The 15,020-nt window shown below is 63.5% G+C and carries 12 protein-coding genes; all 12 read right to left on the minus strand.

What is annotated here, in order from left to right; translation table 11 throughout:
* Positions 1 to 6: 6 nt before the first annotated feature.
* Complete coding sequence (locus tag HMPREF2678_RS08855; RefSeq protein ID WP_035008475.1) at positions 7 to 1,701, minus strand: AMP-binding protein; 1,695 nt, start codon at positions 1,699 to 1,701, stop codon at positions 7 to 9.
* Between the two features lie 100 nt (positions 1,702 to 1,801).
* Entirely contained in the window at positions 1,802 to 2,683 is an 882-nt protein-coding gene (locus HMPREF2678_RS08860) for an HpcH/HpaI aldolase/citrate lyase family protein (RefSeq protein WP_070552012.1), read from the minus strand.
* A complete protein-coding gene (locus HMPREF2678_RS08865) occupies positions 2,676 to 3,173 on the minus strand; it encodes a MaoC family dehydratase (protein ID WP_034967489.1) in 498 nt (165 codons plus the stop codon). Before HMPREF2678_RS08865 ends, HMPREF2678_RS08860 begins: the two co-directional genes overlap by 8 nt.
* 82 nt (positions 3,174 to 3,255) lie before the next feature.
* Positions 3,256 to 4,425: an acyl-CoA dehydrogenase family protein gene (locus HMPREF2678_RS08870; RefSeq protein WP_070552013.1), complete on the minus strand. Its 1,170-nt coding sequence runs from the start codon at positions 4,423 to 4,425 to the stop codon at positions 3,256 to 3,258.
* Positions 4,426 to 4,487: 62 nt separating this feature from the next.
* Complete coding sequence (locus tag HMPREF2678_RS08875; RefSeq protein ID WP_070552016.1) at positions 4,488 to 6,596, minus strand: acetyl/propionyl/methylcrotonyl-CoA carboxylase subunit alpha; 2,109 nt, start codon at positions 6,594 to 6,596, stop codon at positions 4,488 to 4,490.
* 59 nt (positions 6,597 to 6,655) lie between these two features.
* On the minus strand, positions 6,656 to 8,257 hold the full coding sequence (locus tag HMPREF2678_RS08880; protein ID WP_080716137.1) for an acyl-CoA carboxylase subunit beta: 1,602 nt from the start codon (positions 8,255 to 8,257) through the stop codon (positions 6,656 to 6,658).
* Between the two features lie 204 nt (positions 8,258 to 8,461).
* A complete protein-coding gene (locus HMPREF2678_RS08885; protein WP_034979480.1) occupies positions 8,462 to 9,076 on the minus strand; it encodes a TetR/AcrR family transcriptional regulator in 615 nt (204 codons plus the stop codon).
* A gap of 65 nt (positions 9,077 to 9,141) precedes the next feature.
* The gene (locus HMPREF2678_RS08890; RefSeq protein WP_070552018.1) at positions 9,142 to 10,050 is read right to left on the minus strand and encodes a hypothetical protein; all 909 of its coding nucleotides are present in this window, start codon (positions 10,048 to 10,050) and stop codon (positions 9,142 to 9,144) included.
* On the minus strand, positions 10,028 to 10,840 hold the full coding sequence (locus tag HMPREF2678_RS08895) for a hypothetical protein (RefSeq protein ID WP_070552020.1): 813 nt from the start codon (positions 10,838 to 10,840) through the stop codon (positions 10,028 to 10,030). Before HMPREF2678_RS08895 ends, HMPREF2678_RS08890 begins: the two co-directional genes overlap by 23 nt.
* A 38-nt stretch (positions 10,841 to 10,878) precedes the next feature.
* Positions 10,879 to 12,498, minus strand: coding sequence for a bifunctional phosphoribosylaminoimidazolecarboxamide formyltransferase/IMP cyclohydrolase (gene purH / locus HMPREF2678_RS08900; RefSeq protein ID WP_070552022.1), 1,620 nt, complete (start codon positions 12,496 to 12,498; stop codon positions 10,879 to 10,881).
* A 35-nt stretch (positions 12,499 to 12,533) separates the two neighbouring features.
* Entirely contained in the window at positions 12,534 to 13,097 is a 564-nt protein-coding gene (gene purN / locus HMPREF2678_RS08905) for a phosphoribosylglycinamide formyltransferase (RefSeq protein ID WP_070552024.1), read from the minus strand.
* Complete coding sequence (locus HMPREF2678_RS08910) at positions 13,042 to 14,694, minus strand: cell division protein PerM (protein ID WP_246817928.1); 1,653 nt, start codon at positions 14,692 to 14,694, stop codon at positions 13,042 to 13,044. Before HMPREF2678_RS08910 ends, purN begins: the two co-directional genes overlap by 56 nt.
* Positions 14,695 to 15,020 lie beyond the last annotated feature (326 nt).

Here is a 15,020-nt window from a genome sequence, read left to right on the forward strand (position 1 = left end):
GGTTGCCTACTTTTGGTAGATCCCGAGCAGCTCCACGGCCTGTTCGCGCAGTTCAACCTTGCGCACCTTGCCCGACAGCGTCATGGGGAAGGAATCCACACACTGGACGTACTTCGGGATCTTGTGGCGGGTCAGCTCCCCGTTGCAGAATTCCCGGACTGCCGGCTGATCCAATGGGGCTTTGTCCTCACGCATGATGATGAAGGCCATCAGCTCCTCGCCGTACTTCTCGTCCGGCACACCCACGACCTGCACGTCGGAGATATCGGGGTGCGTCATGAGGAACTCTTCGATCTCGCGCGGGTAGAGGTTCTCCCCTCCGCGGATCACCATGTCCTTGGCGCGGCCGGTAATGCGGGCATAGCCTTCCTCGTCCATCGTTCCCAGGTCGCCGGAGTGCATCCAGCCGTCCTCGTCGATGGCGTCCGCGGTCTTACCCGGCATATCCCAGTAGCCCTGCATCACCAGGAATCCGCGGATCAGGATCTCGCCCTGCTCGCCACGCTTAACCGTCTCGCCGGTCTCCGGGTCGACGATCTTCACCTCAATGTGTGGGTTCGGGCGGCCGACGGTGCCCACTCGCTTCTCGATCGGATCGTCCACCAGGGTCTGGTGGTTCACCGGCGAGGTCTCCGTCATGCCGTAGGCAATGGTGATCTCGTTGATGTTCATAATGTCCATCACCTGCCGCATCGTGCGGGTGGGGCAGGCAGTGCCGGACATAATGCCAGTGCGCAGGCTGGACAGGTCATAGGTCTTACCCTTGGCCTTGGCATGCTCGATCTCATCCAGTTCCGCCATGAACATCGTCGGCACACCGAACAGGCTGGTGGCCTTGCCGTGCTCCACCGCTTCCAGCACGGATTGCGGGTTGAACACGGGGGCCGCGATGATGGTCGTTGCGCCGTGGGTGATGGCGCCCAGATTGCCCATCACCATGCCGAAGCAGTGGAAGAAGGGAACGGGGATCACGACCTTGTCCTGGTCGGTGTATTGCAGGGTCTCCCCCACCAGGTAGCCGTTGTTCAGGATGTTGCGGTGGGTCAGCGTCGCGCCCTTCGCCATGCCCGTGGTGCCGGAGGTGTACTGGATGTTGATGGGATCGTCCGGGTGCAGCTGCTCGCGCACCGGATTCAGGTCGAGGATGGCATGGTTGGCTAGCTCATCCCAGCGCTCGGAGCCGAAGAAGATCGTCTCCTTGTAATTGTGGCGGCTGAACTGGCTTTCCGCCGCATCGATCATCGCGCGGTAATTAGACTCCTTGAAGCGGCCCGCGGAAAACAGCCCCTTCACGCCCGACTGCCCCATGGCGTAGACAAGCTCTTTGTGCCGGTAGGAGGGGTTGATGCAGACCAGGATCGCACCGATCTCGGCAGTGGCAAACTGCACCAGAGTCCACTCCCAGCGGTTCGGCGCCCAGATTCCGATACGGTCGCCCTTTCGGTAGCCGGCAGCGTGCAGCCCAGAGGCCAGGCGCTGCACCTTGCGGTAGAACTCCGTGTACGTCAGGTGGACATCGCCATAGAAGTCGATGACCGCGTCATGCTCCGGATATTCGGCCACAATGCGGGCGAGACACTGGCCGATGGTCTCGTCCAGCAGTTCCACGTCGGTGCGACCGACCTGGTGGGACAAAGTGGGGTCAAGGTCCGCCGGGTCGGAGAGCACGATCGGGCGGTCGTTACGAGTCGGGGTAGTCATTGGGCATCAACCTTTGTTTGAAGGACTGTGTCCTGTGAAGAACTGTGCTTAAGGGGTTAAGGGACGGTGAGGGAAGAAGCGAGCAGGTAAAGCGAGGTAGTTAGCGGATTCTGGCGGCAATCACTTCGGCCTGGCGCAGCAGTGGTGCGTCGATCATCTGGCCATCCAAGGCGAAAGCCCCGGAGTTCTCGGCAGCGCCTTCGATCACCCGGCGCGCCCAGGTGGCTTGCTCCTCTGTGGGCGCATAGGCCTCCCGAATGGCGGGCACCAGCCCCGGGTGAATGGACACAGTGGCGGCGAAACCACTGGCCGCGGCGTCGACCGCCTCCGCCCTGGCACCCTCGATATCCTTCGTGTCCGCATGGATCGAATCCAGCGCCACGATGCCCGCAGCTGCAGCGTGCATCAGCACCATCGCGCGGGTCAGCCGAGGCACTTCGCGGTAACCGCCCGGGTGACCAGAAGGGCCACCGCCTGGTGTGGGAACCTCGTCCGCGCGATAGCGCGAGCTGGTTCCCCCAACCGCAGCGGTGAGGTCTTCTGCTCCCCAGAACAGAGCCACGACCTGCGGGTCTGCGGCGATCTCGGCAAGGTTCACCACTCCCCGGGGAGTTTCGATCAAGGCGATAGCGCGGAAGTCAGCTGGAAGTGCCGGGCGGTTGGAATAGGCGTCAGTAAAAGAGACAGCGCTTTCGACCTTCGGCACCATGACGGTCCTCAACGGCGAGTCCACGACGGCGGCGATATCCGCGGCGAAATCGGAGGAATCGACTGCGTTAATGCGCACGATCGTCCGCTCCGGATCCAGGTCCGCGTTGATGACGTTCTGCCTGGCCTCGGCGCGATTCTCGGCGCGGCAGCCGTCCTCCAGGTCAAGGATGACCATGTCGGAACGTTCGGCGGCCTTGGAGAAGCGCTCGGGGCGATCGGCGGGGGCGAACAGCAGCGCGGGACCTTTCGGCAGCCAAGGGGTGTTAGACATCGCCGCCCCCTTCCGGCGCGCACTGCATCAGCGTCTTGCGCGTGGCCTTGCACACGATGGTGCCGTCTTGGTTACGCCCGATGTGCTCCAACTCCACGATGCCCTGCCCCGGCCGCGACTTCGACAGCCGCTTGCCCACGCAGCGCGTTTCGGCGTAGAGGGTATCGCCGTGGAACATGGGCGCGGGGAAGGAAATCTCGCTGAACCCCAGGTTGGCCACGATGGTGCCGAGGGAAAGCTGGCTCACGGACAGCCCCACCACCGTCGACAGCGTGAACATGGAGTTCACCAGTCGCTCGCCGCGGAAGCCATCCTGAGTGGCAGCCCAGGCCGCATCGATGTGCAACGGCTGGGTGTTCATGGTCATGGTCGTGAACAGCGTGTTGTCCGCCTCGGTGACGGTGCGCCCGGGCTGGTGCCGGTACACCACGCCCTCCGTGAACTCCTCGAACCACAGGCCGCGCTGCACAACTTCTTTTTCTGCGCTCATTGTCGCTGGTCTCCTTTTTCCTTATGCCCTTTTTCTTTGTGACGCCTCGTCGGTATCCACGCGCTGAGGTGCTCCGCCCGACCTACACGCCGAGGGCGCGGGCGATGAGCATCTGCTGCACCTCAGTGGTGCCCTCGCCGATCTCCAGGATCTTGGAATCGCGGTAGTGACGGGCGACTCGGTATTCGTTCATAAAGCCGTAGCCGCCGTGGATCTGCGTGGCATCGCGGGCGTTATCCATAGCCGCCTCGGAGGCGACCATCTTGGCGATAGAGGCTTCCTTGCTGAAGTTCAGCCCCGCGGCCATCTTCGCCGCGGCGGCATACCAGGCTTGGCGGGCAGTCCAGGCGCGCGCCTCCATACGGGCGATCTTGAAGCTGATGGCCTGGTATTCCGAGATCGGCTTGCCGAAGCTGGTGCGCTCCTTGGCGTAGCGCACGCACTCGTCGACGCAGCCCTGGGCGGCACCCGTAGCCAGCGCGGCGATGGCGATGCGGCCTTCTTCGAGGATGGACAGGAAGTAGGCGAAGCCGCGGCCACGCTCGCCGACCAGGTTCTCCTCGGGCACGCGGACGTTGTCGAAGGTCAGCGGGTGGGTGTCGGAGGCGTTCCAGCCGACCTTGTTGTAGGAGGGCTCGGCCGTGAAGCCGGGCGTGCCGGTGGGCACAATGATGGCGGAGATTTCCTTCTTCCCGTTTTCCCGCTGGCCGGTGACGGCGGTGGCGGTGACCAGGGAGGTGATGTCCGTGCCGGAGTTGGTGATGAACTGCTTGGAGCCGTTGATCACCCACTCGCCGCCGTCGAGCTTGGCGGTGGTCTTGGTGCCACCTGCGTCGGAACCGGCCTCGGGCTCCGTCAGGCCGAAGCCCGCCAGGTTCTTGCCCGCCACCAGGTTGGGTAGGTAGGTCTGCTTCTGTTCATCGCTGCCGAAGCGGTAAATCGGCATGATGCCCAGCGAGACTCCAGCTTCCAGGGTGATGGCGACGGACTGGTCCACGCGGGCAAGCTCTTCCAGGGCCACGCCGAGGGCCATGTAGTCGCCGCCCATGCCGCCGTATTCCTCGGAGATCGGCAGGCCGAACAGCCCCATCTCTCCCATCTGACGGACCACGTCGTAGGGGAAGGTGTGCTCGCGGTCGTGCTGGGCGGCGACGGGGTCGACGACGGTGTTGGCGAAGTCCTCAACGCTGGCGCGCAGCTCGTGCAGCTCGTCGGACAGGTAGGGGTTGCGGTTCTTGGTGCTCTGACTCATGGTTTGGGTTCTCTTTCTGGGTTAGGTTTCTGGGTTAGGGAGATAAGTGTGAAGTGAAGGGTTTAGCTGTCAGCTGTATCTGCACTGTCGGCCGCGATGACCTCCGCCAGGACTTCTCCGGTGCCGACTTTCTGGCCGATGGAAACGCTGATCTTGGCCTGCCCGTCGCGGGTGGCCACCAGGGTGTGTTCCATCTTCATGGCCTCGATGACGATCACGGGCTGGCCCTCGGTGACCTGGTCGCCGTCGGCAACTTCCACTGCAATGACGGTGCCCGGCATGGGGCTCAGAATGTCCGGCGAGTCCTCCGCACTGGCCTCCGCGTCGTTCGCAGTGCCGGAGAACACCTCCACCACATGCGTGCCGTGCGGGCCGGTGATGCTACCGCTGGCAGTGGCGCTCCACTTTTCAGCCGGGGCGCCGTCGATGGAGAGTCGCCATTCGGTGGCGCTTGCCTGTGGGTTCGCGACCATCTGGATGCGTCGGGTTTCGGTATCCACTGCAGTGCCCTCACCATCGCCACTGGTCAGCGGCGTGAGCTGCACATTCCACGCACCATCCTGATACTCCGCACGAGCCTCCACCGGCGCAGTCACGCCACCCGGGTCGGCCAGCACCAGTCGCAGGGGTGCGCGCTGCCCCGCGCCGCGCCAACCGTCGCGGGCGGTCCACGTGCTGCCCAGCGGGGTCGTTGGGGTCTTTACTAGGGACGCCCCTTCGTCCCCGCCACCCAGCGCCCCAGCCAGGTACAGCACTGCGACGGCGAAGGTATCCGCGGGGATCTCGCGGGGCTGGAATTCTTCGACGATGGAGTCGAGCAGACCGGTGTGTAGATCCCCTGCGATAACCTCCGGGCGGGTGACCAGGAAGCGGTTGAAGTCGATGTTGGTGGTCAGTCCCTCGATGCGCGTGTGGGACAGCGCCTGATCCAGGCGCTGTAAGGCCTCCTCGCGCGTGTCGGCGTGGGCGATGATCTTCGCCAGCATGGGGTCGTAGTCGGAGCTGACCTCTTGGCCCTCCACCACGCCGGCGTCCACACGAATCCCTTCCCCGCGCGGCCAGGAAAGACCCGTGATCAGACCACCGGTGGGCAGGAATCCGGCGGCGGCATCTTCGGCGTAGACGCGCGCCTCCACTGAGTGTCCGTTGAGCTGCACGTCGTCCTGCGCGATCGGCAGGGCCTCACCGCGAGCCACGCGGATTTGCCACTCCACCAGGTCGCGGCCGGTAACCATCTCGGTGACTGGGTGCTCGACCTGCAGTCGGGTGTTCATCTCCATAAAGAAGAAGCGCTCGGGCTGCTTCGCGGAGACGATGAACTCCACGGTGCCCGCACCGCAGTAGCCGCAGGCGCGAGCTGCGTCGCAGGCGGCCTCGCCGATCTCCTGCCTAGTCTGCTCGTCCAACAGAGCGGACGGAGCTTCCTCGATGACCTTTTGGTGGCGGCGCTGCAGCGAACATTCGCGCTCGCCCAGGTGGATAACGTTGCCGTGCGAGTCGGCGACGATCTGCACCTCAATGTGCCGGGGCGTGTCCACGAAGTGCTCCAGGAACAGCGTGTCGTCGCCGAAGGAGCTGGCTGCCTCGCGGCGGGCCGACACCAGCGCGCTGGCCAGCTTCTCTGGCTCCTCCACCAGGTGCATTCCCTTGCCGCCACCGCCTGCGGAGGGCTTAATCAGCACCGGGTAGCCCACGGATTCGGATGCGTCGATGATCTCCTGGTCCGTCAGGTTCGGCCGGGAGATTCCGGGGACGGTCGGCACGTCGCGAGATTCCACGGTTGCGCGGGCGGTGATTTTGTCGCCCATCTTGTCGATCGCGCTCGCCGGCGGGCCAATAAAGATGATCCCCTCGTCCTCGCAGCGCTTGGCGAAGGTCGCGTTCTCGGAGAGGAATCCGTAGCCCGGGTGGATGGCGCCGGCGCCGGTCGCCTTGGCGGCGTCAATAACCTTATCGATGTTGAGGTAAGACTCGGCAGCGGCGGCGGAGCCTAGACACACGGCCTTATCGGCGGCGTGCACATGCGGCGCGGCGGAATCCGCTTCGGAGTAAACGGCCACGGCCTTAAGCCCCATGCGGTGTACGGTGCGGATAACGCGGAGGGCGATCTCGCTGCGGTTGGCGACCAGCACCGTATCGAACGGGCCGGTGAGGGCGTTTGTGTCACTCACGTCAGTTTCTCTTTCTTGTGGTGCGTACGTCGTCGGACTAGAGCTGAGACTGGGCTGGACTACATGCGGAATACGCCGAAGCCGGTTTCCTCGCGCGGAGCCTGGGCGCAGATGTCGAGCGCCATCGCGAGGGTGCGACGGGTATCGGCAGGGTCGATCACTCCGTCGTCCCACAGGCGGGCGGTGGAATACCAGCAGGTGGATTTCTCATCGAACATCTCGCGGATGGGGGCTTCGAATGCCTCTTGTTCCTCGGCCGACCACTCCCCGCCGCGGCGTTCAATCTGGGCGCGTCGGACGGTGGACAGCGTCATGGCTGCCTGGGGCCCGCCCATCACGGCGATGCGCGCGTTCGGCCACATCCATAGGAAGCGGGGCGAATAAGCCCGCCCGCACATGGAATAGTTGCCGGCACCGAAGGCCGCGCCCGTAACCACCGTCAGCTTGGGCACCGATGCGGTGGCCACGGCGTTCACCATCTTCGCCCCGTGCTTCGCGATGCCGCCTTCTTCGTATTGACGCCCCACCATGAAACCGGTGGTGTTCTGCAGGAAGATGATGGGGATGTTGCGCTGCTCACAGAGTTCGATGAAGTGTGCGCCCTTCATGGCGGCTTCGGCAAAGATGATGCCGTTGTTGGCAATCACTCCGACCTGGTGGCCTTCCAACCGGGCAAAGGTAGTGATGATGCTGTTGCCGTATTCGCTCTTAAACTCCGACAGGCTGCCCTCGTCGCAGAGGGTTTCGATGACCTCGTGCGCATCGTAGGGAATCTTCGGGTCGGTGGGCACGATGTCGTAGAGGTCCTCCTGGGGGCGTGGTGCGGGAACCGGGGTGCTGCGCTTCCAGGGGGTGGGCTTGGGCTCCGGCAGGGTCTCTACGATGCCCCGCATGATCCGCAGTGCATCCTCGTCGTCGGCGGCCAGGTGATCCGTTACGCCGGAAATGCGGGAGTGCATCGCGCCACCGCCGAGCTCCTCGGGGGTCACGTCCTCGCCGGTGGCGGCCTTCACCAGCGGTGGGCCAGCCAGGAAGATGGTGCCCTGGTTTTCCACGATGATGGTTTCGTCACTCATAGCGGGAACGTAGGCGCCGCCGGCGGTGCAGGAGCCCATCACTGCTGATAGCTGCGGGATGCCCTTGGCCGACAGGTTCGCCTGGTTAAAGAAAATGCGGCCGAAGTGGTTGCGGTCCGGGAACACATCATCCTGCTGCAGCAGCATCGCTCCGCCAGAATCGACCAGGTAGATGCACGGCAGGTGGTTTTGCTCGGCAATCTCCTGGGCGCGGAGGTGCTTCTTCACCGTCATGGGATAGTAGGTGCCGCCGGAGACGGTGGCGTCATTAGCAGCGATCAAGCACAGCCGACCGTGAACAAGCCCGACCCCGGCGATGATTCCGGCCGCCGGTGCCTTACCGTCGTACATGTCCTCGGCGGCAAGGGGCGCGATTTCCAGGAATGGGCTGCCGGGATCCAGCAGTAGGCGGATGCGCTCGCGCGGTAGCAGCTTGCCCCGGTCGGTGTGCCGCTTGCGGGCTTTCTCCCCGCCGCCGTCCTGAGCGCGGGTGAGGCGCTCGCGTAGTTCCTGGACGAGCTCGCGGTGGCTCGGTATGCCGCGCGGCTCGGCAGAGTCTGTCGCTCGGGGGGTTGCGGTTTCCACGTGTGCAGCTCCTTGAGTGTGGCGAGGGAGCGGGGCGTTCGTCGCCCTCCACTCCTACATTTCAGTTACAGACGATTAACTAACCTGTAACACGCACTGTATGTGAGCTGAACCACTTTTGCTAGTGAATCTAAAAAGTTTCTCCCCCAAAAACACCCCCGAAAGTGGTGGGTCCCCCGGCACTACCCCAGCGCTACCTCAGCGCTACCCCAGCCCCACCGCCGCGCGCGCCGCAGCCAACGTCTGGCGCCGCACCAATGCCGTGGACGCCCACCCCCGGGTCAGCTCCGACGAGTTAATCATTCCGACCAGCAGCTGGGCGGTAATCCTCCCAGCCTCCCCCTTGTAGCGGGGATCCATCTGCGCCAGCGACTCCGCCAATAGCTTGAGGTAGCGCCCCTGCACTGAGCGCACGCGCCCGCGCCCCTCCTCCCCCATGCGGAACAATTCGCGGTTATGCAGGCGAATTAACTCTGGGCGGGACAGCGCAAAGTCCACCTGAAAATCAATCAATACGGCCAATCGCTCGCGCGGATCCACCAACCCCTCGACGATCCCCTGCGCTTCAGAGAGCATGTATTCCGAGATTCCGGTCATCAGCTCGGTGAGGATTTCCCCTTTCCCGGAGAAGTGCCGATAGACCCCCGGGCCAGATATCCCCACAGCTTCCCCGACCTCTTCCAGGCGCGTGCCGTGGAACCCTTTGTCCGCCATGATCGACGCAGCGGCGCGCAGGAGTTCCACCCGGCGCTGTTCCTTTGCCGCCGCCCGCGGAGATAACCCCTCGGTGTTGGGGTCGTCTAGATATTGAGAGCTCATAGCTCACACACTACTGGTTATCCGCCGCTAACCGACAGACAGTGCCCGTACTACCCGCAATCCACTCAACACGCGGCCGCGGGCAGGCTACCCACCTTCCCCTTGAGGAACTTCGCAGCCGCGGTCAGCTCCGCCTGCGCCGACTCATAGCTACCATCCGGGCTTTTCACGGCGATGGCCACAGCCACATAGCCACCGTCGCCCTCCGACTTGGGGATCAGCCCGAACTGCCGCACCCCATAGGCGCCATCGGCATCTGGACCCCAGCCGCCCTTAAAGATGGCGCCCGGGATCGTGCCCAGGCCGTAGCCCCCGCCGTTGGCCACATTGCCCATGGCCTTAACCACCGGCTCTGCCCCCTTGATACACCGCAAGTGCGAGGCAAAATCGGCCTGCGCGGACAACGACCATTCGCTCTGACCAAAAGAACTAAAACCCGGCCGCACCGGCTGCGTTTCCACACGCGCAGTGCTGCCGCCTTCCGAAATCACCGCACCCGTGGCCTCTGCCGCCTGCTGCGGCGAACCGAGAGAGGACCACAGCGTCTCCGCCGCCGCATTATCCGAATTCTGAATCGCCTGGGCCACCGTAGCGCTCATCCCCGGATCATTGCGCAAAGCCGCAATCGCAATCGGCACCTTCATAGTTGACCACGGCGCAACCGCGGTCTGCCCCGGTCCCTTCATTCCGGCCACGGCTATCGTCGCGCTGCCGTCGTAGTGCAGCTCCACGTCGGTTCTCTCCTGCGGCTTCTCTGGCTTGTGCGGGTTCTTTGTGGGGGACGCCCCCAGTGTCGGCCGCGGAGGGTGCCCAGCGGTGGACGCGTCCTGCTTGTCTGAGGTGGTCGCTGCGGACGACGTGGCGTCCTCCCCATCCACATCACCAATCGTGCAACCGGCAGCAGTCGCACCGACAGCGACGAGCAGCGTCGCGACAAGCGAGCGACGGGTCTTAAGCGATGTAGACAATGGCATTGTTGCCCCCGGTGCAGGTGACATACTGGCCGTTATCCTTGCACTTCATCGTGTAAGTCTGACCCGTCACCGACGAGTGAGCCTTCACCGTACCTTCGGTTTCATCCGTGTCCAGGTAGTGGGTAACAAATGCGTCGCGAACCGCGCGGGCGAAAGGCTTCGACGTGATGTCGCTACCGGTGTAGACGTTGTTGAAGTCGCCGGCGGGCTTGTTTTGCTCGGCGGACTGGTTGGCGGGGACTGCCCCGGAGGGCAGCTTCGGGCGGGCGGGGCGGGAATCCTCTGCGTCATCCTCGTCCTTGCCATCCTCGTCCTTGCCGTCCTCGTCCCGGCCTTCGGACTCTTCGCTGTCCTGGCCGTCGGAGTCCGACTCTTCGCCCTGCGCGGCATCGTCCCCCTCGTCGTCACCGCTGGAGCTACCGCCGTCGGCTCCTTGCGACTGGGAAGCGCCTCCACCGGTGCCGCCGTTGTCGTTGCGGCTGCCGATCCAGCCTAGGTAGTAGGCCGCACCCAGGATCAGCGCAATAGCCAAGATCGCGGCCAGAATGATGCCCATGATCGGCTTGAACTTGCTGTCCCCGTCAGAGCCCTCGTAGTGGTACGGAGGATTCTGCGGGGGCTGTTGCGAGAACTGCTGCGGGGGCTGCTGCGAGAACTGGGGCTGCGGAGAGTTCTGCCACTGCTGCCACTGATTCTGCTCCGGCGCATTCGCATTGTGCCGATACTGCGGTGGTTCCGGCTGGTTCGAATTGCTGCCGATGCCAGGGTTAGTGGGGTGTTCGTTAGACATTGGTGGGGGGGAACTCCTGCGCGTGGGGGTGTGTTTTTCTAGTGCGCGAAGTGGCGCTCGCCGGTCAGGTACATGGTGACGCCCGCCTTCTCCGCCGCCTCGATGACCTCCGCATCGCGGACCGAGCCACCGGGCTGCACGACTGCGCGGACACCAGCGGCAGCCAGCACCTCAAAGCCGTCGGCGAAGGGGAAGAAAGCGTCCGAGGCTGCAACTGCACCCTCAGCGCGCTTTTCGTCACCAGCCAGGGAGTTTGCGCGCTCTACCGCCAACTTGGCAGCGTCCACGCGGTTGACCTGTCCCATGCCCACACCCACGGTGGCGTCATCCTTCGCCAGCAAGATAGCGTTCGACTTCACCGCACGCACGGTACGCCAAGCGAATTCCAGTTCGCGGAGGGTGGCCTCGTCGACAGCCTCGCCGGCCGCCAGGGTCCAATTCTGCGGGTCGTCGCCCTTCGCGTCGATGGCATCGGCCTGCTGCACCAGCAGGCCACCGGAGATCTCGCGCCCCTGCAGCTCCGGCTCCTCGCTCGGAGCCTCGGCCTGCAGGATGCGGATGTTCTTCTTCTGCGACAGGATCTCCACAGCACCGTCCTCGTAGCCCGGCGCGATGATGACCTCGGTGAACACCTCGGCGACCTGCTCGGCCATCTCTACGCTGACCTCGCGGTTCACGGCGATCACGCCGCCGAAGGCGGACATCGGGTCACAGGCGTGGGCCTTCTTGTGCGCATCGGCAATGGACACGTCGGATACTGCAATGCCACACGGGTTGGCGTGCTTGATGATGGCCACGGTCGGGCGCTTGTGGTCCCACGCAGCACGCCAGGCAGCGTCCGCGTCGGTGTAGTTGTTGTAGCTCATCTCCTTGCCATGGAACTGCTTGGCACCGGCCAGGCCAGTTCCATTGGAGTACAGCGCGGCAGCCTGGTGCGGGTTCTCGCCGTAACGCAGCACGTTGGCGCGCTCGTAGGAGGCGCCGATCCACTCGGGGAAGTGCACAGCCTCTGCACCTTCAGCGTCCTCTGCACCCTCTGCGACCTGCTCCCCCATCCACGTCGCCACAGCAACGTCGTAGGCGGCGGTGTGGCGGAAAGCGTCTACAGCCAGCTCAGTGCGCTGCGCGCGGGTGAACCCACCGGCACCGGCAGCGGCAACCACATTCTCATAGCGGTTGGGATCCACAACAACGGCCACCGACGGGTGGTTCTTCGCCGCTGCGCGCACCATGGACGGCCCACCGATATCGATCTGCTCTACACAGGCGTCGAAATCTGCGCCGGAAGCCACGGTCTGGGTGAACGGGTACAGGTTCACAACGACCAGTTGGAAGGCCTCGATGTCCAGATCCTCCAACTGCTTTAGGTGGTCGTCCTTGCGGGTATCGGCCAGGATGCCAGCGTGGACGCGGGGGTGCAGGGTCTTCACGCGCCCCTCCAGCACCTCCGGGAATCCGGTCAGCGCCTCAACCTCGGTGACCGGCACCCCGGCCTCCGCGATCTTCTTTGCGGTAGAGCCGGTAGACACGATGTCTACGCCCTGCGCGTGCAGTCCCTTCGCCAGGTCCTCCAGACCAGTCTTGTCGTACACGCTGATCAGTGCGCGGCGGATTGCCTTCTTGTCTGCATCGTTGGTTGCTGTGCTGCCATCACTCATTGTTTTGGATCCTGGCCTTTCGTCTTTGGAAGGTTTTAATCAGTCGTTCCGGCGATGTCGTGCAGCACCTCTACCAAGAGTGCGCGCTCCACCTTTTTGATTCTTTCATGCAAACTGTCGACTGTGTCGCCGTCCGCGACCTCTACCGCCTTTTGGGCAATGATCGACCCCGTGTCCACGCCACTATCTACAACATGAACTGTAGACCCGGTCACTCGCACACCGTAATCCAGTGCGTCTTCAACGGCGTGCGCTCCGGGGAATGCGGGCAGCAACGCCGGGTGGGTGTTGATGATCTTGCCTTCGAAACGCTCCACCACCGTCGGACCGATAATGCGCATGAAACCCGCGCTGACCACCAGGTCGGGCTGGTAGCTGGCCAGCTTGTCCGCCAGCTCCTCGTTCCACTTGTCCCGGTCGGTCTGCTTCGGCACGTACTCGACCAGGAAGTGTTCGATGCCCGCTCGCTCGGCACGGTCGAGCGCCTCGCATTGCCGGTCACTGCCCACGGCCGCAATCTCGACCCGCGAGCGGTCGACGTTATCAATCACGCTCTGGAGCAGGGTCCCCGTCCCGCTCGCCAGAATCACTATCTTCATCGTCGCTCTCCTCTGTATCTTCTGTGTCGTCTGTATCTTCTTGTTCTTTCTTCGTGACGCCCCCATCTTCCCCTTCTTCCGGTTCCTCCGTAGGGGCGTCATCCTCAGAATCATCAGTCCCCTCGGCAGCGTCAGCATCCGCAGCAGGGTCAGCATCAGTCTCAGCCTCCGCTTCGGCTTGCTGCGCCTTCGTCGGCACAACCTCTGCCTCCGGAATGTCCTCAACGACAGCCTCCCCGCGGCGTGCGGTGAAGAACATCATGACGGCCGCAGGCACCAGCAGCCAGGCCGCCAATTCGATAGCAAAGAGCCATTCCACAGCACCGGCGTGCCCATAAACACCCATCTCTCCGCCGGCCAGCCAAGAAACACAGAATCCGATGAAACCGGCGAAAGCACCCGCACCCACCGCCTGCAACAAAGGCGCTTCAACGAAGTTCCGCCCGCGCAGGAACGTGTACACACAGCCCACGGCCACAGCAGCAGGAACGGCCAGCAGCGCGGGGCCGAAGGGAATCTGATCGTTCGGGATTGCCGCCAAGATCGGCACCGGGGGCAGATTCACATTGTTGGCAGTAAAGAGGCTCACGGCGCCATTGCCAACGTGGAACTCTCCGCCCAGCAGCACAGCCACCGCACCGATCACCACGTTGGGTACATATAACAACGCCACGAACGTCAGCCCCACCACGCCCATCGTGGTGGTCGTGATGTCGTAGGCCTTACCGAAGGCCTCCAGGTTCGTCAGCAGGTACACCAGCGCCGCGATAGCACCGGCCGCACTCATCCACTTCAAGAACCGCCCTGCCAGAAGCACCGATTCAACCGGCCAGGTCGACCATCCGCGGCGCAGCAGCAACGCGCGCCACACGCGCGCTCGCATTCCAATAACGATTGCAGCGCCGTTCACCAGCGCCGTAGCTATCAGCGCTACCAGCAGGTTCGGTGGTGTGACGTCGTAGACGCGCGAGGCGTCCCACAACATCAGCCACGCAATGCACGTAAATAGCAAAGGAATCAGAAGACTCAGGGTGGTGAACACCCGCAGCCCGCGGACACTGATGGAGTTGCCCAGCACCGTCGTAGCCCGCTTAGCGTGCCCCCAGACCACCGCCACCGCGGGGAGTAGCGGAACGAACCCCAACTTCGCCCCCGCCATCTCCACCGGCGCAAGGTTAAAGGTCATCCACATGGAGGCAATGCTGGCTGGCACAACGGCGAATCCGGCGCCGATTCCGATAAGAACGGCGATAATGACGATCACACCCACGGTGACAGCGTGATTAATGAGCAACTGTGGGCCAAAGCGTTTAACGTGAGGCTTCCACTTGGACCACCACGTCGCAATCGCAGATTTCAGCCCACCCGCAGCTTGCTGGTGCTTCACTGTCCCGGAAGTTGTCGGCGTGGCCTTTGCACCGCTGCCGACGGAGTTGCCCTTGGCATGCTCTGCAGCAACGAACCGCTCGTGGCCGCTGCCCTTAACTCTGTGCGCGTCACCACTCGTGGCAGACCGCCGGGTGCGGCCGGTGCCGGGGCGTCGCGAAGACGCAGATCGTCGGGATCCGGGTCGTTGGGCAGCAGAATCTTTACTCACCCGTCCTATTGTGCCTAAGACTCCCCTTCACCTGGCGGACTGACCCACCTCTAAGTAATGCTTCTTCAACACTGTTCTCTACATGGGAAGAGCCACATTCGCGCAACACGCTTCAGGTTCTACTTGAGGGTTTGGAGGTAGCGTGCCGAAGATCACCAATCCATCCCCCTCCCCCGAATGTGCAAAATAAACCGTCTCGGAACTGGGATAATCGGACATTGCCAAAAATCACCTTTAACCCCACTACCCCCGCAGTGTAATCAAAGCGTTATTTTTGGCTGAATTAGTTGCTGCAACGTTGCCGACCGGATAGTGTTACGTTCCGT

Source organism: Corynebacterium sp. HMSC058E07, assembly GCF_001809885.1.
GTDB lineage: Bacteria > Actinomycetota > Actinomycetes > Mycobacteriales > Mycobacteriaceae > Corynebacterium > Corynebacterium macclintockiae.

What these genes read in the sequence shown, in the direction of transcription:
- HMPREF2678_RS08895 (WP_070552020.1), bottom strand. Translation starts at nt 10,840, where the DNA reads ATGTCTAACGAACACCCCACTAACCCTGGCATCGGCAGCAATTCGAAC.
- HMPREF2678_RS08870 (WP_070552013.1), bottom strand. Translation starts at nt 4,425, where the DNA reads ATGAGTCAGAGCACCAAGAACCGCAACCCCTACCTGTCCGACGAGCTG.
- HMPREF2678_RS08890 (WP_070552018.1), bottom strand. Translation starts at nt 10,050, where the DNA reads ATGCCATTGTCTACATCGCTTAAGACCCGTCGCTCGCTTGTCGCGACG.
- HMPREF2678_RS08885 (WP_034979480.1), bottom strand. Translation starts at nt 9,076, where the DNA reads ATGAGCTCTCAATATCTAGACGACCCCAACACCGAGGGGTTATCTCCG.
- purN (WP_070552024.1), bottom strand. Translation starts at nt 13,097, where the DNA reads ATGAAGATAGTGATTCTGGCGAGCGGGACGGGGACCCTGCTCCAGAGC.
- HMPREF2678_RS08860 (WP_070552012.1), bottom strand. Translation starts at nt 2,683, where the DNA reads ATGTCTAACACCCCTTGGCTGCCGAAAGGTCCCGCGCTGCTGTTCGCC.
- HMPREF2678_RS08855 (WP_035008475.1), bottom strand. Translation starts at nt 1,701, where the DNA reads ATGACTACCCCGACTCGTAACGACCGCCCGATCGTGCTCTCCGACCCG.
- purH (WP_070552022.1), bottom strand. Translation starts at nt 12,498, where the DNA reads ATGAGTGATGGCAGCACAGCAACCAACGATGCAGACAAGAAGGCAATC.
- HMPREF2678_RS08865 (WP_034967489.1), bottom strand. Translation starts at nt 3,173, where the DNA reads ATGAGCGCAGAAAAAGAAGTTGTGCAGCGCGGCCTGTGGTTCGAGGAG.